Source organism: Micromonospora sp. WMMD967 (genome assembly GCF_029626165.1).
In the GTDB taxonomy this organism is placed as follows: Bacteria; Actinomycetota; Actinomycetes; order Mycobacteriales; family Micromonosporaceae; genus Micromonospora; species Micromonospora taraxaci.
This window is the reverse complement of record NZ_JARUBK010000001.1, coordinates 3,023,663-3,040,706: the sequence shown is the minus strand read 5'-3', so window position 1 is coordinate 3,040,706 and position 17,044 is coordinate 3,023,663. Positions and strand designations below refer to the sequence as shown.

The window sequence follows — 17,044 nt, the reverse complement described above, 5'->3', positions numbered from 1 at the left end:
GACTCGTTCCGGCGTCGCCGGGTCAGCGGTAACCGGCGCCCACCACGCTGGCCTGCACCGCGTTCTCGGTCGCGTCGGACGGGTAGCCGGCAACCATGGCCCCCTCGTAGAAGGTGCCGGCGCTCAGGTTCGCGCCACCGTCGGGCTTGCAGCAGTCACCACCACTGCCCAGGATGATCGCGCCCTGCTTCTTCATCGGGCTGTATCCCGGCGGGAGCGAGCCGTCGTACAGCGTGTAGAGGCTGCCGGACTGCGCGTCGCTGCCCTTGATCGCGAAGCGGGTGGTGCCGTTGTTCTTCAGCGTCGCGGTGACGAACTTGCTCGTGAACGCACGCTGGTTCGGGTTCCAGGTCTGGCTGCCGCCCGGGAACAGGCCCCACTCCAGGTCCGCCTGCACCCAAGGGCCGGAGCCCGAGCAGCCGCCGAACCAGCACTGCTTGCTGAAGTTGATGGCGTCCATCGCGCCGGCGGCGTCCGCCTTCCTGGTCGTCTCGCTGTTGCCGTAGTCGAAGCAGCAGCCGCTGTTGACGTGGGTGCCGCTGGTGACCATGTACATGCCCTCGGGCGCGGCTCCGGTCGGCACGCCGGTGAGGTGCCCGTCGCGCCAGTAGCTGTTGCCCGGGTTGATGTAGAGCGAGTACGCCTTCGCCCCGCCCACCGTCAGCGACTCCGACGTGGCGATCGCCGGCTTGCTCTGCGGCGAGCCCGGCACGACGCTGGAGCCTTGGTACCAGAGGTCGTTACCGCGCCCGGACTGGTCGAAGACGACGGTGATCACGCAGGTAGTGCCGGAGCAGAAGGAGTCCTGGGTGGCGGCGACGGCGGTGCCGCCGGCGCCGGACACCGCGATGTTGCGGGTCGTGTTGTCCGACGAGCGACGCACCTGGTAGAGGTTGCCGGTGTACGCCGCGTAGAGGGCCCGCGTCGTGCTGTGCGCCGCGATGCACGGCGTGCCGCCGGAGGCGTAGATGTCGCACGGGCGCGCGCCGCTCGGTGGCGGGGTGGTCGGCGGCGGGGTCGTCGGCGGGGTGCTCGGCGAGGTCCACTGCTGGTTCGCGCCGCCGTTGCAGCCCCAGAGGATGAGCTTGGTCCCGTTCGCCGTGCCGGCAGCATTGGCGTCGAGGCAGAGCCCGGACTGCACGCCGGTGATGGTGCCGTTGCTGTTGACGTTCCACTGCTGGTTGTTCTGGCCGTTGCAGTCCCAGATGATCACCTGCGTGCCGTTGGTGGTGCCCCGACCGTTGGCGTCCAGGCACTTGTTGCCGTACACCGTGAGCTGTCTGCTCGACGTCCAGGTCCAGGTCTGGCCGGCGCTGCCGTTGCAGTCCCAGAGTTGGGTCTGGGTGCCGTTGGTGGTGCTGGAGTTCGGCACCTCCAGGCAGCGGCCGGACTGGGTGCCGACGATCGTGGTGCTCTGCCCGGGCTCGATCGCCGCGGACACGGCTGCGGCGGCTTCGGCGGCGAAGGGTGAGGTGGTTGGCGTGGTGCCGTAGCCGACGAGGACGCCGACCAGGGCGGCGGCCAGAAAGGTCAGACGTCGCACGCGGCGGCGTCTCGGGATGGGATCGAGGGCCGTTCCTGGCCCACCGGGGGACGGGGTTCGCACGAGGTACTCCTCGGAGTCGCGGAGGTGGGGGACGTCGACGCGCCACGGGCGAGGGTGGTGTCGGCGAATCGATTCGCAACGAATGGTAGGATCTTTGTTTCATTCATGTCAATGAATGCGGTCGGTAGGAGATACGCTGACCACCCGACGAGCGGCCAGCGCATCACCTCCCCCGAGACAGCTACCGCCCCAGGAGCCGCCACGTCTGGTTCAACGGGCTGCCCTGATTGACCGCTCGGCAGGTCCACTGGTGGACCAGCGCGCCGGCCGCCGTGGAGACAGCGTTGACATCCACGCACTTGCCACTGTGCCGGGCGACGAGTTGGTAGTCGTGCGAGTCGTTACCCGAGTAGGTCACCTTGCGCAGCGCGAACTGCTGGTTGGAGCTGTTCAGGCAGGTCCACTGGTGCACGGCCGCGCCGTCGGCGGTCGACACGCCGCTGACGTCGAGGCACTTCCCGCTCTGCTGGTTGACCACCGTGTACGTGTTGGCCACCCCGGCGACCGGCCGGAAGTTCCAGAGCTGCTGGTCACCGCCGTCGCAGTAGTTCTGCTGCTGGACGTTGCCGTCGGCAGTGCTCAGGCCGGCGTTGTTCAGGCACTGCTGGGAGTGCTGCGCCACGGCCACCGACTGGAAGCCAGCCTCCGAGGGAGGCAGCACCGTGAGCGTGTAGGTGTCGGTCTGGTTGGAGTACGGCAGAGTCACCGTGGCGTTGTTGTTGGACACGTTCACCACGCTGTTCGAGACCGTGACCGGCCCCTGCACGGCGCCGCCGTTGTTGTGCGGGATGCGCTGGGTGAGCACCCGGACCTGGTTGTTCTGCACGATGCCGCTGGTCGTGTCCAGGCGTTGCAGGTTGACGGTCAGGTTCCCGGTGGTCCGACCACCACCGACCAGGACCTTCGCCGAGCCGGCATCCTTCGTGGCGTACGCGTCGAACGACTGGCTCGGGGTCACCCCGACGATCTGCCCGGTCTGGGAGGCGTAGAAGCGGTAGTTCCACCACTCTCCCTTGGGCTGGTGCTGACCGGCCGAGTTGCGGATCAACAGGTTGCCGAGGTCGTTGTGCAGGCTGCCCCCGCTGGCCCAGTTCGCCCGCAGGCCGTCCGCCCGGGCCCGTTCCAGACGAGCGATGTACCAGGCGCCGTCGGCCGGGTTCTGCTCGTCGGGGGCACCGTACTCGTTGATCTGGTACGGACGCGGGTGGGCGATGCCGCGCGGGTCGAGGGTGGCGTTGGCCGCCGCGACGTTGGCGACCGGGTCACCGGGAAGTGAGTGCCAGCTGATGATGTCCGGCACCGTGTTGGTCGAGCGGACGAAGTCCAGGTACTGGTTCCAGAAGGTGTGGTTGGTCGACGGTACGCAGGCACAGCTCGGCCCGACGATGAGCTGACTGGGGAACTCCGCCCGGATGCGCTGGTAGGTGCGGCGCCACAGTTCGAGGTACTGGGAGATCGGGCGGTTCCAGAAGATGGTGATGTTGGGTTCGTTCCAGATGTCCCACTGCACCGACAGCCCGGACGCCCGGACGTCGCCGATCAGGCGGGTGAGGAAGTTGTCGTAGTCGGTCCAGTTGCCGTTGTCGCCGGGGAAGCGGGAGATCCCGGCGCCGTCGGCACCCCACAGGTCGTGCGGCAGGATGATGAACTGCCCGCCGAGGGCGTTGGTGCGACGCGCCTGGGCGAGTGTGGAGTTCCAGCGGCGGTCGTAGGTGCCGCCGACCCAGCCGCTCCCCGGAAGCTGCGCACCGCCGGCACGCATGTACTGGAACTTGACGTCCCGGTAGAAGTGGTCGGCCGGACCGCTGGCGTTCTCGGTCATGCCGTAGATCCAGCCGGAGGCGCGGTAGGTCGGGGTACCGCTGGTCGAGGAGAAGTTGACACTGATCGACTCGTCGGCGGCCTGGGCGGGGGACGGGGCGACGGCGACGGCGGTCGTGGCGGCGAGCAGGCCGACCACGAGTCGGGCGACGATCGCACCGGCTCGTCCGGACCTGCCGCGGGACGGGGTTTTCACGGGCGGCTCCTTGGTGGGGCGTGGGGGACGCTCTCCGGAGGGCAGCACTTGCGAATCGATTCGCACGGATCGTAGGACCGAGCACTGAACCATGTCAATGAATTGACAGTCGGGTGAAGACCATGTTTCCACGCTCGGCCGCCAGTCTCTTGACCACCGGTTCCGGACCGTCTTATCTTCGTGCGAACCGATTCGTCGAATCGATTCGCCTCCTGGTCGGGCTCCGCCCGGCCCGCGACTGTCACACCACCCCACCCTGACGATCGACTTGAAGTGAGGCACCACATGACCGGACTCAGTCGTCGGCGGCGCCTGGCCGCCGTCGCCGTGATAGCCCTCGCCGCAGCGGCCGGCAGCGCCTGCTCGTCGTCCTCGGACAAGTCCGCCGACGGCGGCGCCTACCTCGTCTGGGACCCCTATCCCCAGTTCGCCGACGACTCCGAGTGGGTCGCGCTGCTCAAGAAGTGCGGTACCTCGGCGGGCGTGACCGTCGAACGGACCGGCTACGACACCACCGACCTGACCAACAAGGCGCTGCTCGCCGCCCAGCAGGGCAACTCGCCGGACGTGCTGATCGTCGACAACCCGGTCATCTCGACACTGGCCGAGGCCGGCGCGCTCACCACCACCGACGACAACAAGCTGGACGTGTCGTCCATGGAGAAGAACCTGCTCGGCGCGGGACAGAGCGAGGGCAAGACGTACGGGGTGCCGATCGGCGCGAACACCCTCGCCCTCTACTACAACAAGGACGTACTCACCGCCGCCGGTGTCGACCCCACCGCCGTCAAGGACTGGCCGTCGCTGAACGAGGCGCTGGGCAAGGTCAAGGCCAAGGGGAAGAAGGGCATCACCTTCTCCGCGATCGGCACCGAGGAGGGCAGCTTCCAGTTCCTGCCCTGGTTCTGGGGCTCCGGGGCCCAACTGACCGGTCTGGACTCCCCGCAGGCGGTGGCCGCGCTGACCCTCTGGACGGACTGGCTCAAGCAGGGCCACGCTCCGAACTCGGTCATCAACAACACCCAGACGACGAGTTGGCAGGAGTTCGCCACCGGCGACTACGCCTTTGCCGAGAACGGCACCTGGCAGCTGGCGAACGCGGAGAAGCTCGGCTTCGCGTACGGCACCATCGCGATCCCGGCCAGCTCGGGCGGGCCCGCCCCGGCGCCCACCGGCGGTGAGTTCGTCTCCATCCCCGTGCAGAAGAACACCGGACGGTACGACACGTCGCAGAAGCTCGTCACCTGCCTGACCAGCGCCGACAATCTCCTCACGACCGACACCACGCTCTCCTACGTCGCACCCGTCGCCGCCGTCCAGGACCGGCAGGCGACCGCGGACCCCAAGCTCAAGGTCTGGGTCGAGGCGGTCCGGGCAGCCAAGGGCCGCACCGGCGACAACCTCGGCACGAAGTACCCGAAGATCTCCGAGTCACTGTGGACCGCGGTGCAGGCCGCCCTCAGCGGCGGGAAGTCTCCCCAAGAGGCGCTGGCCGCAGCGCAGGCCGCGGCCACGAACCGGTAAGGCGCCGAAGCGACAGCATGGTCCCCACGACAGAGACCTCCACCGACGTACGGGGCCCGGGTGAGGCGGCGACCGCCGCACCACCCGGGTCTCCCCCGCCCCGAGTTCGCCGGCCGCGCCGGTGGCTGGCCTGGGGCTTCCTGGCACCCGTGACCCTCTACCTGGCGGCCTTCTACGCGTACCCGCTCTACCGCAACATCGAGTTGAGCCTGCGGGAGTACACAGTCCGCTCGTTCGTGCAGGGCGGCGCGCCCTTCGCCGGTCTGGACAACTACCGGACGGTGCTCACCGATCCGGCCTTCGTGCCGACGCTGACGCACACGGTGATCTTCACCGGCGCGTCGCTCGCCTTTCAGTTCACCATCGGCATGGCCCTCGCGCTCTTCTTCCACCAGCACTTCCCGCTGTCGCGCACCCTGCGCGCGCTGTTCCTCGTACCGTGGCTGCTGCCGTTGATCGTTTCGGCTTCGACCTGGTCGTGGCTGCTCAACAGCGACTCGGGGTTGGTCAACTCCGCGCTCGGAGTGGTGGGCGTCGACCCGGTCAACTGGCTCACCTCGCCGGGCTGGTCGCTCACCTCGGTGATCATCGCGAACATCTGGATCGGCATCCCGTTCAACCTGGTGGTGCTCTACAGCGGCCTACAGGCGATCCCCGCAGAGGTGTACGAGGCGTCCGCCCTCGACGGCGCCACAGGGTGGCAACGGTTCTGGTCGATCACGTTCCCGTTGCTGCGCCCCGTCTCCGCGATCACGCTGCTGCTCGGGTTGATCTACACCCTGAAGGTCTTCGACATCATCTGGATCATGACCAAGGGCGGACCGACCGGCTCGTCCGCGACGCTCGCCACCTGGTCGTACCGGCTCGGCTTCGGCAACCTGCTGCCCGAGTTCGGGCCGGGCGCGGCCGTCGGCAACCTGCTCATCGTGATGGCCCTGATCGCCGGGCTCGTCTACATCCGAATCGAGCGAAGGCAGCACCTACGATGACCACCTCCACGCCGCGCGCCTGGTGGAAGACCGGAGTCGGTCTGGTGCTGACCGGACTGATGCTCTTCCCCGTCTACTGGATGATCAACGTGTCGTTCACGCGGGACCAGGACATGCGGGCCAGTCCCCCGCACCTGATCCCCACCAACGGCACCCTGGACGGCTACCGGGCGGTGCTCGACCAACAGCTGCCCTACCTCGGCACCAGCTTCCTCGTCGGCCTCGGCACCGTCGCGCTGACCGTGGCGCTGGCCGCCCCCGCCGGATACGCGCTGGCGAAGCTCCGACCACCCGGCGGCCCGACACTGAGCTTCGTGCTGCTGATCGCCCAGATGATCCCGGGAATCATCATGGCGATGGGCTTCTACGCCATCTACCTCAGCCTCGGCGTCCTGAACACACTGCCCGGCCTGATCCTGGCCGACACGACACTCGCGGTGCCGTTCGCCGTCCTGATCTTCACGGCCTTCATGTCCGGCATCCCCGACGAGTTGCTCCAGGCCGCGGTGGTCGACGGCGCCAGCCGCCTACGGACCTTCTGGTCCGTCGTCCTGCCGGTCAGCCGCAACTCCATCGTCACGGTGTCGCTGTTCGCGTTCCTGTGGTCCTGGTCCGACTTCATCTTCGCCTCGACCCTCACCGGCGGCGGCGACCACCAGCCGATCACCCTCGGCATCTACCACTACATCGGCAACAACAACCAACAGTGGAACGCCATCATGGCCACCGCTGTCGTCGCCTCCATCCCCGCCGCCGTGCTGCTGGTCCTGGCCCAGCGCTACGTCTCGATGGGCGTGACCGCCGGCGCCGTCAAGGACTGACCACCCGCACCACAGAAAGGCACCCGCCACCCATGACCGTCGCCCCGTCCGGTCCGGAGTTCTCCATCCAGGACATCCCGTTCAGCTACCGAGGATCCTGGTTCAACATCTCCCCGGTGGTAGCCGAGAAGACGTACGCCGACGATCTGCACCTGGTCTCGCACCAGACCGGGCTGCACCCCGTCCTTCGTCTCGCCCCCACCGTCGCCGACACCACCATCGTCGCCACACCCACGCTGCTGACCTGGCGTAACGGCGCCGACCGGATCGAGGCCGTCTACGACGGGCCGGACACCCTGCGGATCCGGGGCCGACGGCTCGGTCTGCGGGTGGCCGCGGCAGCCGGCACCCTGACCCCGTTCAGCGGCACCTACCTGTACCTCGATCCGCTCGACGGGTCACACGTGTTCACGTCGTACGAGACCGGTCGCCGCTACCGGGTCACGGTGCTCTCCGGCACCCTCGCGCGGACCGACGGCGTGGAGGCGCTCGGCACCGCCGACCGGTCCCTGGACCTCCCCGCCGACGGCCAGTGGGAAATCGCGATCGAGGAGTACGCGACAGCCCGCCGCCGGTACGACGGGTCCGTGCCGTTCGAGCAGTTGTGCCGCGACCGGATGGCGGAGTTCACCGCGTTCGTCGACGCGATCGCCCCATGGCGTGGCCCGGACACGCCGGCCGCCGAACTGGCCGCGTACGTCCTGTGGTCGGCGACCGTCGCCCCGGCGGGCTTCGTCACCCGCCCGGCCGTCCTGATGTCCAAGCACTGGATGGACAAGGTGTGGAGCTGGGACCACTGCTTCAACGCGATCGCCCTGGCTGCCGGCGAACCGGAACTGGCCTGGCACCAGTTCCACCTGCCCTTCGACCACCAGGACGAGGCCGGCGCACTACCCGACTCGGTGACCCACTCCGAGGTCCTGCACAACTACGTCAAGCCCCCCATCCACGGCTGGGCGCTACGACACCTGCGTCGACTCCTCCCCCAGCCGCCGGACCGGGCGGCGCTGGCCCAGACGTACGGCCGGCTGGCCCGCTGGACCCGGTTCTGGCTCGACGCGCGTCGCGCGCCCGGTCAGGACCTGCCCCACTACCAGCACGGCAACGACAGCGGCTGGGACAACGCGACCACCTTCGACGGCGACCGGGTCCTCCAGACGGCCGACCTCGCCGCGTTCCTGGTGTCCCAACTCCGCTGCCTGGCCGACCTCGCCGTCGAACTGGGCGAACCCACCGAGCAGTGGTCCGGGGAGGCCGACCGGATCTGCGCGACCATGGTGCACGACCTGTGGGACGGCGAACGGTTCCTGGCCCGCAGCCCGCACACCGGTCAGCGGCGGGCGAGCCGCAGCCTGCTCGACCTGATGCCCATCGCACTCGGCGCCGACCTGCCCGCGCCGGTCGCCGCCGCCCTGGCGCGAGGCACCGAAACACACCTGACCACGCACGGACTGGCCACCGAACCGACCGACTCGGTCCACTACCTTGCCGACGGCTACTGGCGTGGCCCGATCTGGGCGCCCTCCACGGTCCTGGTCGAGGACGGCCTGCGGCGGGCCGGGCAGACCAGGATCGCCGACGAGATCAGTCGACGGTTCCTCGCCCTGTGCGAGAAGTCCGGGTTCGCGGAGAACTTCGACGCCGAGACCGGTGCCGGGCTCCGGGACCGCGCGTACACCTGGACGGCCAGCAGCTACCTCATCCTGGCGGCCGCCCAGGAACAACGGCGGGCGGCCGGCGGATAGCTCAGCGCGCCGGAACCGGGCCGGTGCTGGACCGCAACGAGATGGGCGGAGTGTAGAGGCGGTGCCGTGGCACGGCACCGCGCTCGGCGATGGTCTCCAACAGCAGCGACACCGCCTCGGCGCCCATCTCGACCATCGGCACGTCGGCGGCGGTCAACGGGGGGCGGAAATCCTCCGCCCAGTGCTGGGCGGCGACCCCGGTGACGGAGAAGTCGCCCGGCACCGACATCCCGGCGCTGGTCAATGCCCGCTTCATCCCGGGCAAGGCGGCCTCGTTGATCGTCGCCACAGCGGTGACGTCGGGATGCGTCGCGAGCAACTGTTCCACGCACGCCTCGCCGGAGGCGGTGTCGTCGCCGCAGCAGACCTCCACGCCAACCAGGCCGCGCTCCGCCGCGGCCGCCCGGAAACCGGCCAGCGCGCGGTGGCTGGGGCCGTAACCCGCGGCCACCAACTCGGCGGAGCGGTTCACGAGTGCCACCTGCCGGTGCCCCAGGTCGGCCAGGTGGTGCACGCACCGGGCGATCAGGCCGGCGTAGTCGATGTCGATCCAGCTCATGCCGTGCGGCTCGGCCGTCCGACCGATCGTGACGAACGGCAGCCCGGCCTTCGACAGCCGGGTCACCCGGTCGTCCTCCAGTCGGATCTCCATCAGGATCACCCCGTCGACCCGACGCCCGGTGACGATCCGCTCGAACGACCTGTCGTGGTCGCCGCCGGACGGGGACAGCAGCACATCGAGGTCGTGGCGGGCTGCCGCCTCGACGACACTGGCCACGAAACCCAACTGCATGTCGGTCAGCCGTTGGCTCGCCGGCGGGATGACCAGGCCGAGGGTGCGGGTGCGCCCCTCCTTCAACGCACGGGCGCTGGCGTTCGGCCGGTAGTCCAGCTCGTCGATGACGGCCTGGATCCGCTGCCGGGTCGCCTCCGACACGGCCCGTTTCCCGCTCAGCACGTACGACACGGTGCTGCGGGACACCCCCGCCCGGCGGGCGATCTCGCCGATGTTCATGGACCGCCCTCGAATCACATCCTGCCCCGGAACGGGGACGCGCCAGGCTTCGCGGACGAGCATATCCACAGCCAGCTCGCCAATTGTCGGCCCGGGCGGGCCGGGTCGAGGTTGGCCGCCGTCAGCGGCGAGGCTGGTCAGCCGATCCCTGGGCGTCGCCCTCGACGACCCTCGCCACCTCGCCCAGGTCGTTGTTCAACTGGTGATCGCGGCCGGGCAGCCGATGCAGCCGCGCCTGCGGGATGACACCGGCGTACAGGTCGGCGTGCGACGGTGGGGCGGTCTCGTCCCGGAGGCCGTGGAACACGTGCACCGGCACGTCGCGCGGCAGCCTGGCGCCGAGGTCGTACGGCACCTCGAACTCACCCGCGTCCCAACCGCCCGCACCGACGAAGGGGGCGGCGACCAGCACGATCGCGCCGAGCTGCCGCTCCGGTGGCCGCTCGGCGAGCGTGTTGACGAGGATCGTCCCGCCCACCGAGTGGCCCACCACGATCGCCCCGTCGTCCAGGGAAGCGATCTCCCGCCGGATGGCCACGCTCCACGAGGCGTAACTGGGGTCGGCTTCCTCGGGCATGCGCGGGTAGCGGACCTCGTAGGCGTCGCCGAGCTCCCGACTCAAGCTGTCGAACAGCTTGTCGTCCCACTCGTCGTGCACGTCGGCGCCGCCGCCCTGGATCAACAGAACCTGGGTACGTCCCGGCATGACGATCCTCCCCGCGTTGGTCTCAGCGCGTACCCGGTGTCGTGGAGGCCGGTCGGCCGGCCCCGCCGGAGCGCTTGAGCAGGACCGCTCCGCCAACGACGAAGACGCCGGCGAGGATCAACCCGACCGGATTGCCCTGCGTCAGACTGCTGAAGAGCCCCAGTATGCCGAGGATGACCAGCACTCCGCCGAGAAGTCGCAGGAAGTAACCGCCGACTGCTTTGCCCCGTCCATTCGTCATGGTGTTTCTCTGCCCGACCCGCGGGTTCGGCAAACGGGTCACCGGCGCGGTGCCCGCATGTCGACCGAGGGCCGGTAGCTTTCACCAGTCGGGGAAGGGGATCCGCATGCTCAAGGGGTGGCACGGCTGGCTCGGTACGTTCAACGGCGTCGTCCTCATCACGGTGGCCGTACTGCCGTTGGCCGCGCTGGTGGTCTGGGCGCTGGCCCTCCGTCGCCGTGGCACCGATGTCGGGGCGTTGCGGATCTCGCTGGCCGAGGTCGGCATCGTCTACGGCACGGTCCCGTGGGTCTGGATGATCATGCTGCCGGGTGATCAGGCTGGCGTCGTCCCCGGCCGGGTAAGCCTGGCGCCCCTGCGAGACCTGCTCACGATCGTCGCCGACGGCGGGCCGCTGACCGCGACGGTCCAGGTGGTCGGCAACCTGTTGGTGTTCGCGGCACTGGGGTTCTTCGCCCCGCTGCGGTTCGCGGCGCTGGCGTCGGTGCCGCGGATCCTCCTGCTCGCGGCGGCCTGTTCGGTCCTGGTCGAGGCCGCCCAGTACGTCCTGCGGCTGGACCGGGTGTCGTCAGTGGACGACGTGCTGCTCAACGCCGCCGGGGCAGGGTTGGCCGCGCTGGCGTCGCGGCGCTGGTGGCCCGCCCCAGCGCCCGATCAACCAGCCCGAGCGGCCCCGGCGCACTGAGCAGGCGGTGCGTGACTCGTATAGTGCCGGGGTGGACAGGGACAAGGTCCGGCAGGCGTACGCGTCAGTCGCGGATCTGTACATCGGGCTGTTCGGCACACGCGAGCAGGTGGACCCCGACGACCTCGCCTTCGTGGCACGACACCTGGCGACCCGCACGGGCCCGGTGCTCGACCTGGGCTGCGGCCCCGGCCATCTCACCGGATACCTGCATTCGCTGGGCGTCGACACGTCGGGGATCGACCTGGTCCCGGAGTTCATCGCCCACGCGCGGGCGGCCCACCCGGGCGTCGAGTTCCACAGCGGGTCGCTGGAGAGTCTCGACGTCGTCGACGGCTCGGTCGACGGCATCCTCGCCTGGTACTCGTTGATCCACCTGCCGCCCGAGGAACTCGACGGGGTGCTCGCCGAGTTCCGGCGAGCACTGGCCCCGGGCGGAGCGTTGGTGCTGGGCATGTTCGACCACGACGAGGTCGGCCCCTTCGACCACAAGGTCGTGACCGCCTATCACTGGCCGGTCGACGAGATCTCCGAACGACTCACCCGGGCCGGTTTCGTGGAGGTGGAACGCCTCCGACGGCACAGGGAGGGCGACCGCCGCCCGCATACCGCCTTCGCGGCGGTCGCGGGAACCACATAAGCCCCGACGCGCTGTCACGCAGGGCGGTGACCGGCACCCCGCACGCGGAACTCGTTGCCGTCCGGATCCGCCAGCACGACCGCGCCGTCCTCGGCGACGTCGAGTCGGGTGGCGCCGAGGGTGACCAACTCGTCGACCGCGGCCTGTTGGTCGTCGGCAGCCGGGACGAGCTCGAGGCGTTGCCGGTTCGGCTCGTTCTTCGGCGCCACGGGCGGGCCACCCCAGGCGATCTTGGTGCCGCCGCGCGGTGACTGGATCGCCGTCTCCTCGTCCTGGTCCCACACCAGCGGCCAACCCAGCGCCCTGCTCCAGAACAGACCCACGTCCCGGGTGCCCTCGCAGGTCAGCTCACCGAGGAAGCCGGCGCCGGCGAGGTAGGAGTTGCCGGGCTCGATCACGCAGAACGCGTAACCCGCCGGGTCGGCCAGAACCGTGTGCCCCTCCTCGGGCAGCTGCCCGACGTCGAGGTGGTCACCACCCAGCTTCAGCGCCGTCGCAATCGTGTGCTGCTGCTCGTCGACATCGGCGCTGGTCAGGTGCAGGTGCATGCGGTTCGCCCCGAGTTGGCCCGGGCGGCCCGGCACGAACCGGAGACCGAGCTGGGTGTCGTCGCCCGGCAGGAGCACGCCGCCGGCGTCCTCGACGGCGTCCCGATTCAGCAGAGCGGCCCAGAACCGCGCCGCAGCAACCGGATCGGCGGACTCGACGGTGACTGCCAGCAGGTGCGAACGCATCACCGGATGATAGGTATCGCCCCGGCACGCCACCAACGCATTTACGAGTCGGTCACGGGTCAGCGGTCTGGCCTCTGATCCGGGAGACTGGCCGGCATGTCTGACCCGGGCGATGTGAAGGCTGCGCTGCATCACTACCTCAAGGAGATACGCGGGGCCCTGATCTGGAAGCTGGAAGGGCTGAGCGAACGCGATGCCCGGCTCCCGCGTACCGCGACCGGCAACAACCTGCTCGGTGCCCTCAAGCACTGCCTCAACGTCGAAGCGAGCTACTTCGGGCTCACCTTCGGGCGCGAGTTCCCGACGCCCGAAGACCTCGTGCCGATACACGCGTTCGACGAGGACCCGCAGGCGGACTGGTACGCCCGCGAGGACGAGACGAAGGACGGGCTCATCGACCTGTATCGCCGGGTCGGGGTGTTCGCCGACCAGACGATCGACCAACTTCCACTCGACGCGCCGGGGCAGGTGCCCTGGTGGCAGCCCGGCAGGCAGGCCACCACGCTGCACCAGATCATCATCCACGTGACGTGCGACCTCGCCCGGCACGCCGGTCACATGGACGTGATGCGCGAGCAGCACGACGCGATGATCGGCCGGCGGCCGGACAGCGCCGGTGTCCCCGACGGCTACGACTGGCCGGCGTACGTCAGCAAGCTGACGAAGCTGGCGGACCGCTTCGGCTAGCCCGCCCGGCGTGGCGGCGGCGCCGACCTACCCGTCGCTGGCGCGGCCGCTGCGGGCGCGGGCTCGGTAGGCGGCGACGTTCGTGCGGTTGCCGCACACCTCGTAGGAGTGCCAGCGCTGGGTGCGGCTGCGGGTCGTGTCGTAGAAGACGTGGGCACACCTCTCGTTGCCGCAGATGCGCAGCCGCGACCAGGTGTCCTCCGTGACGAGGTCGGCGACGGCGAGCACGATCCGGCCGACGACGGGATCGCCGGCCACCTGCTGAAGCTGTGGTCGCCCGGCAGCCGTGAAGGTCTGCCGGAAGGTGAGTTGGCTCCCGTCCTCGGTCAGTAGCGTCCACGCCTGGGCGGTCTGTGCCGGTGTGCCAGCCGCCAGCACGGGCCGAGAGGAGCTGGTCATGCGTGAGCTCGTGAACCTCCTGGGCGTCGGCGACGCCCAGGACGGAGTCGCGGCAACCTACCCGCCGGAGACGTACCAGCGCCCGGCTGCGATCAAGCGCAGCTACGACCCGACCGACGCCTTTCGCGTTAACCACAACATCGCCCCCGCGTGAACACGTGGGCGCGAGGCCCGGCACACCCGGCCACGCGCGACGCGAGCACCGACCACGAAGCTGGAGAACCACGATGCAGTACGCCGTTCGTCACATCCGCCGGCCGGGTCTGACCCGGGACCTGCCGTACGGCCCGGAGGACCTTTTCTGGGTCAGCAACGCCGCGACCCTCGTGATGGGTGAGCAGGACGCGGTGCTGATCGACACCTTCGTCACGGCGGAGCAGAACCAGCAGTTGATCGACTGGGTGCGGTCGTTCGGGCGTCGGCTGACCCACGTCTACGTCACCCACGGCCACGGCGACCACTTCTTCGGCCTGGGCCAGATCGCGCAGGCGTTTCCCAGCGTACGCGCGGTGGGCACCGACGCGACGGTGGCGGGGGCCGAGGCCCAGGTGACGCCGGACAAGCTGGTCTCGTTCTGGCAGCGCCTGTTCCCGGAGCAGATCCCGGACCGGCTGACCGTCCCGGAGCCGCTGGGTGACGACCACCTCGAACTCGAAGGACAGCGGTTGGACATCGTCGAGACGGGCTTCACCGACACGGCAGGAAGCACAGTCGTCTGGGTACCGGCCCTTCGGTTGATCGCGGCGGGCGACGTCGCTTACGACGACACCCACCCGTACCTGGCGGAGAGCACCACCGCGACGCGTCGGGAGTGGGCCGCGACGCTCGACCGGCTCGGCGAGCTCGACCCGGCCGCTGTGGTGGCCGCCCACAAGAATCCGGACCGGCCCGACGATCCCCGGATCCTCGCCGAGACGGCGGCCTACCTTCGCGAGTTCAACCAGCTCGACGCCGACACCACGACCGCCGAGGAGTTGTACCGCGCGATGCTCGACAGGCATCCGCGTCGGATCAACCCGGGTTCGCTGTGGAGTGCCGCGCAGCGGGCGAAGCAGCCCGCCCTGCGGTGACCGTCGGTCACCTCCGTCGGGACGGATGAGGTAGTGAGCGGTATACCTCAGAGTCATAAGTATGACTCTGAGGTATACCGCTCAACAGCACAGCGACGCGGTGCGGGCAGCAGTGACGATCAGCAGCCGATACGGCTGGACCCGAGCGCCACGTCGTCGTACCAGAGGGTGTCTGCCCCGCCGCCGTAGCTCTCCCAGCCCAGCTTCAAGTCGGTGAGCTGCGGACGCCAGGTGCGGTTGTACCACTGGCCGTCGATGTCGTGCGTCGGTGTGCCGTCCGCGGTCAGCCCGGTGACGGCGGTGCCGTCCACCCAGGTACGGAGCTGACCGGCCGACCCGTCCACCATGAACTCCACGCACACCCACCGATTGGTGGGTAGCGGCAGGCTCTGCGCCACCCCGGCCGGGCTCTGCTCGGGCAGGGTCGCGTCGTCGGACGCGCGGTTCCACTGCAACGCGCCGTTCTGGCCGCCCAGCCGCAGATCCTTGTTGCCGTCGGCGGAGTCCGCCATCGCCACCATCGTGGTGTGCTCGGTGGGCTGGGCGGTGGTGTGCCGCATCCAGATCCGGCCGTAGCGGACACTGCCCACGCTGCCGAGGTTCTTCGTGGACCTGACGAAGACGTGGTTGCAGTAGCCCGCCGCGCCGTTGATCCGCACCGCGCGGCTGCCGCTGTGTGTGGTGGCCGTGTCGATGGTGGCCGTGCCGGCGCCGGAGCAGTCCGGGCTCACCACGGCCCAGTCGCCGGACGGCGTCGACCCGGTCTGGTTCTCGAAGCCGTCACAGAGCACAGCGCCGGCACACCCGGCCGGTGGCGGCGTCGTCGGAGGCGGCGTGGTCGGAGGCGGCGTCGTCGGTGGCGGCGTGGTCGGGGGTGGCGTGGTCGGAGGTGGCGTCGTCGGCGGTGGCGTCGTCGGCGGTGGTGTGGCGCCGTTGCACGGTACGCCGTTCAGCGTGAAGCCGGTCGGCGTGCCACCGCTGGAGCCGTACGTGCCCTGCACACCGAACTCGGTCGAGCCACCGGCCGGGATGCTGCCGTTGTACGACAGGCTGCGGGCGGTCACCGTCGATCCGGACTGGCTGACCGTGGCATTCCAGCCGTTCGTGACGCGCTCGTCCCCGGCGTACGTCCAGGTGGCGGTCCAACCGGAGACGGCCGTGTCCCCCGGGGCGATCTTGACCGTGGCGGTGAATCCGCCGGGCCACTGGTTGGCCGTGTAGTCGACCCGGCAGCCCTGGGCTGCCGTCGCCGGACCGGTGAGCAGGGTTGAGCCGGTCACGCTGGCGGCTGCGGCCAGCGCGGCGACGACCGCCAGGGTCAGGGCGGGGCGGGCGCGGAGAATCGTCATGAGAAGGTCCTTCTGCCATCGAGCTGTGGGAAGGCGGCGCGACGGCGCGCGTCCTGGACGGACGAGGCGCGGCAACGCACCGTGGGAGCGGCGCAGCGGTGCGCCACAGCTGCTGGTCGGCGCGTACGACCGAAGTGCCCGGCTCGGGGGTTGGACCTGTCAGCCGCCGGCGGCCCGATCACCCGGACCCCGGCGACGCCCGCACCCAATCTATTCACAGACCTCTATCTAATCAAGCGCCCGCCGCCTCGCTCGCGGCCTTCGCTGGCCCACCGGCTCCGGTCGTGATCGACTGGTGAGGTGATCGAACCACTCGCCACCCCACCAACGGACGTCCAGGCACGCCTGGCCCGGGAGCCGAACGTCTGGCTGTGCACGTTGCGGCGGGACGGCTCCCCACACCTGACGCCGGTCTGGTTCGTCTACGTCGACGGCACCTGGTGGATCGGTTCCGGCAGCCGCAACGTCAAGGTCCGCAACATCCTGGAAGACCCACGGGTGTCCCTGGCCCTGGAAGGCGGCAACGCCCCCGTGGTGGCGGAGGGCACCGCCCGGGTGCACCGAGACGGCTTCCCGGACGCGGTCGTGGAGGCGTTCGCCGGCAAGTACGAGGGATGGGACGTCGGCCGGCAGGTCAGCCCCGGAGGCGAGCGCGTGCTGCTGGAGATCCCGGTCCGGCGGTGGCTGCTCGCCGGCACGGCGCAGTAGGCCACGTCCCCCGCGCCAGACCCCACACGTCGGCGCGGTCCTTGTAGTAGCGGCCCTCCCAGCCGGGTCCCACCCGCGTCTCCGCGCAGGCCATGATCCCGGCATGAG

Annotated in this window: 18 protein-coding genes; 10 read left to right on the top strand and 8 right to left on the bottom strand. The window is 69.7% G+C overall.

Features of this window, described 5'->3' with window-relative positions:
* Positions 1 to 22 precede the first annotated feature (22 nt).
* A complete protein-coding gene (locus O7631_RS14295) occupies positions 23 to 1,543 on the bottom strand; it encodes an arabinofuranosidase catalytic domain-containing protein (protein ID WP_347403507.1) in 1,521 nt (506 codons plus the stop codon).
* A gap of 244 nt (positions 1,544 to 1,787) precedes the next feature.
* Positions 1,788 to 3,623, bottom strand: a complete 1,836-nt coding sequence (locus O7631_RS14290) for an RICIN domain-containing protein (protein WP_278144659.1) — start codon at positions 3,621 to 3,623, stop codon at positions 1,788 to 1,790.
* A 285-nt stretch (positions 3,624 to 3,908) separates the two neighbouring features.
* Here O7631_RS14290 and O7631_RS14285 point away from each other — a divergent pair, with 285 nt between their 5' ends.
* Genes O7631_RS14285 through O7631_RS14270 form a run of 4 tightly spaced genes read left to right on the top strand, consistent with a single transcriptional unit; the run spans position 3,909 to position 8,702 of the window.
* Entirely contained in the window at positions 3,909 to 5,147 is a 1,239-nt protein-coding gene (locus O7631_RS14285) for an extracellular solute-binding protein (RefSeq protein WP_278144658.1), read from the top strand.
* 17 nt (positions 5,148 to 5,164) lie between these two features.
* Positions 5,165 to 6,136, top strand: a complete 972-nt coding sequence (locus O7631_RS14280) for a sugar ABC transporter permease (protein ID WP_278144657.1) — start codon at positions 5,165 to 5,167, stop codon at positions 6,134 to 6,136.
* Positions 6,133 to 6,957: a carbohydrate ABC transporter permease gene (locus O7631_RS14275; protein WP_278144656.1), complete on the top strand. Its 825-nt coding sequence runs from the start codon at positions 6,133 to 6,135 to the stop codon at positions 6,955 to 6,957. The genes O7631_RS14280 and O7631_RS14275 overlap by 4 nt, the downstream gene beginning before the upstream one ends.
* Before the next feature lie 32 nt (positions 6,958 to 6,989).
* Positions 6,990 to 8,702, top strand: coding sequence for a trehalase family glycosidase (locus tag O7631_RS14270; protein WP_278144655.1), 1,713 nt, complete (start codon positions 6,990 to 6,992; stop codon positions 8,700 to 8,702).
* Position 8,703: 1 nt separating this feature from the next.
* On the opposite strand, the gene O7631_RS14265 is transcribed toward O7631_RS14270, so the two are convergent.
* The 3 genes from O7631_RS14265 to O7631_RS14255 form a co-directional block, all read right to left on the bottom strand.
* Positions 8,704 to 9,717, bottom strand: a complete 1,014-nt coding sequence (locus tag O7631_RS14265; protein WP_278144654.1) for a LacI family DNA-binding transcriptional regulator — start codon at positions 9,715 to 9,717, stop codon at positions 8,704 to 8,706.
* A 121-nt stretch (positions 9,718 to 9,838) separates the two neighbouring features.
* Complete coding sequence (locus O7631_RS14260) at positions 9,839 to 10,423, bottom strand: alpha/beta fold hydrolase (protein WP_278144653.1); 585 nt, start codon at positions 10,421 to 10,423, stop codon at positions 9,839 to 9,841.
* 22 nt (positions 10,424 to 10,445) lie between these two features.
* Positions 10,446 to 10,664, bottom strand: a complete 219-nt coding sequence (locus O7631_RS14255) for a hypothetical protein (protein ID WP_278144652.1) — start codon at positions 10,662 to 10,664, stop codon at positions 10,446 to 10,448.
* A 106-nt stretch (positions 10,665 to 10,770) separates the two neighbouring features.
* Between O7631_RS14255 and O7631_RS14250 the strand changes: the two genes are divergently transcribed.
* Positions 10,771 to 11,349, top strand: coding sequence for a VanZ family protein (locus O7631_RS14250; RefSeq protein ID WP_278144651.1), 579 nt, complete (start codon positions 10,771 to 10,773; stop codon positions 11,347 to 11,349).
* A 31-nt stretch (positions 11,350 to 11,380) separates the two neighbouring features.
* On the top strand, positions 11,381 to 11,989 hold the full coding sequence (locus O7631_RS14245) for a class I SAM-dependent methyltransferase (protein WP_278144650.1): 609 nt from the start codon (positions 11,381 to 11,383) through the stop codon (positions 11,987 to 11,989).
* Positions 11,990 to 12,003: 14 nt separating this feature from the next.
* On the opposite strand, the gene O7631_RS14240 is transcribed toward O7631_RS14245, so the two are convergent.
* Positions 12,004 to 12,723, bottom strand: a complete 720-nt coding sequence (locus O7631_RS14240) for a VOC family protein (RefSeq protein WP_278144649.1) — start codon at positions 12,721 to 12,723, stop codon at positions 12,004 to 12,006.
* 96 nt (positions 12,724 to 12,819) lie between these two features.
* Between O7631_RS14240 and O7631_RS14235 the strand changes: the two genes are divergently transcribed.
* The gene (locus O7631_RS14235) at positions 12,820 to 13,410 is read left to right on the top strand and encodes a DinB family protein (RefSeq protein ID WP_278144648.1); all 591 of its coding nucleotides are present in this window, start codon (positions 12,820 to 12,822) and stop codon (positions 13,408 to 13,410) included.
* A gap of 27 nt (positions 13,411 to 13,437) precedes the next feature.
* Here O7631_RS14235 and O7631_RS14230 read toward each other — a convergent pair whose 3' ends face one another.
* Positions 13,438 to 13,809, bottom strand: coding sequence for a CGNR zinc finger domain-containing protein (locus O7631_RS14230; RefSeq protein WP_278144647.1), 372 nt, complete (start codon positions 13,807 to 13,809; stop codon positions 13,438 to 13,440).
* Between O7631_RS14230 and O7631_RS14225 the strand changes: the two genes are divergently transcribed.
* Together O7631_RS14225 and O7631_RS14220 are read left to right on the top strand one after the other, a co-directional pair.
* Positions 13,808 to 13,963, top strand: a complete 156-nt coding sequence (locus tag O7631_RS14225; protein WP_278144646.1) for a BBE domain-containing protein — start codon at positions 13,808 to 13,810, stop codon at positions 13,961 to 13,963. The two genes, O7631_RS14230 and O7631_RS14225, sit on opposite strands and share 2 nt — an antisense overlap.
* Positions 13,964 to 14,036: 73 nt before the next feature.
* Positions 14,037 to 14,879, top strand: a complete 843-nt coding sequence (locus tag O7631_RS14220) for an MBL fold metallo-hydrolase (RefSeq protein ID WP_278144645.1) — start codon at positions 14,037 to 14,039, stop codon at positions 14,877 to 14,879.
* Between the two features lie 119 nt (positions 14,880 to 14,998).
* Here O7631_RS14220 and O7631_RS14215 read toward each other — a convergent pair whose 3' ends face one another.
* The gene (locus O7631_RS14215) at positions 14,999 to 16,228 is read right to left on the bottom strand and encodes a cellulose-binding domain-containing protein (protein ID WP_278144644.1); all 1,230 of its coding nucleotides are present in this window, start codon (positions 16,226 to 16,228) and stop codon (positions 14,999 to 15,001) included.
* A 300-nt stretch (positions 16,229 to 16,528) separates the two neighbouring features.
* On the opposite strand from O7631_RS14215, the gene O7631_RS14210 reads away from it, so the two are divergent.
* Positions 16,529 to 16,936 carry a pyridoxamine 5'-phosphate oxidase family protein gene (locus tag O7631_RS14210; RefSeq protein WP_278144643.1) on the top strand — a complete coding sequence of 136 codons (408 nt, stop codon included), beginning with the start codon at positions 16,529 to 16,531 and terminating at the stop codon, positions 16,934 to 16,936.
* Positions 16,937 to 17,044 lie beyond the last annotated feature (108 nt).

Coding starts and splice junctions, on each gene's coding strand:
- O7631_RS14285 (WP_278144658.1), top strand. CDS start 3,909: ATGACCGGACTCAGTCGTCGGCGGCGCCTGGCCGCCGTCGCCGTGATA.
- O7631_RS14280 (WP_278144657.1), top strand. CDS start 5,165: ATGGTCCCCACGACAGAGACCTCCACCGACGTACGGGGCCCGGGTGAG.
- O7631_RS14275 (WP_278144656.1), top strand. CDS start 6,133: ATGACCACCTCCACGCCGCGCGCCTGGTGGAAGACCGGAGTCGGTCTG.
- O7631_RS14270 (WP_278144655.1), top strand. CDS start 6,990: ATGACCGTCGCCCCGTCCGGTCCGGAGTTCTCCATCCAGGACATCCCG.
- O7631_RS14265 (WP_278144654.1), bottom strand. CDS start 9,717: ATGAACATCGGCGAGATCGCCCGCCGGGCGGGGGTGTCCCGCAGCACC.
- O7631_RS14260 (WP_278144653.1), bottom strand. CDS start 10,423: ATGCCGGGACGTACCCAGGTTCTGTTGATCCAGGGCGGCGGCGCCGAC.
- O7631_RS14255 (WP_278144652.1), bottom strand. CDS start 10,664: ATGACGAATGGACGGGGCAAAGCAGTCGGCGGTTACTTCCTGCGACTT.
- O7631_RS14250 (WP_278144651.1), top strand. CDS start 10,771: ATGCTCAAGGGGTGGCACGGCTGGCTCGGTACGTTCAACGGCGTCGTC.
- O7631_RS14240 (WP_278144649.1), bottom strand. CDS start 12,723: ATGCGTTCGCACCTGCTGGCAGTCACCGTCGAGTCCGCCGATCCGGTT.
- O7631_RS14235 (WP_278144648.1), top strand. CDS start 12,820: ATGTCTGACCCGGGCGATGTGAAGGCTGCGCTGCATCACTACCTCAAG.
- O7631_RS14225 (WP_278144646.1), top strand. CDS start 13,808: ATGCGTGAGCTCGTGAACCTCCTGGGCGTCGGCGACGCCCAGGACGGA.
- O7631_RS14230 (WP_278144647.1), bottom strand. CDS start 13,809: ATGACCAGCTCCTCTCGGCCCGTGCTGGCGGCTGGCACACCGGCACAG.
- O7631_RS14220 (WP_278144645.1), top strand. CDS start 14,037: ATGCAGTACGCCGTTCGTCACATCCGCCGGCCGGGTCTGACCCGGGAC.
- O7631_RS14215 (WP_278144644.1), bottom strand. CDS start 16,228: ATGACGATTCTCCGCGCCCGCCCCGCCCTGACCCTGGCGGTCGTCGCC.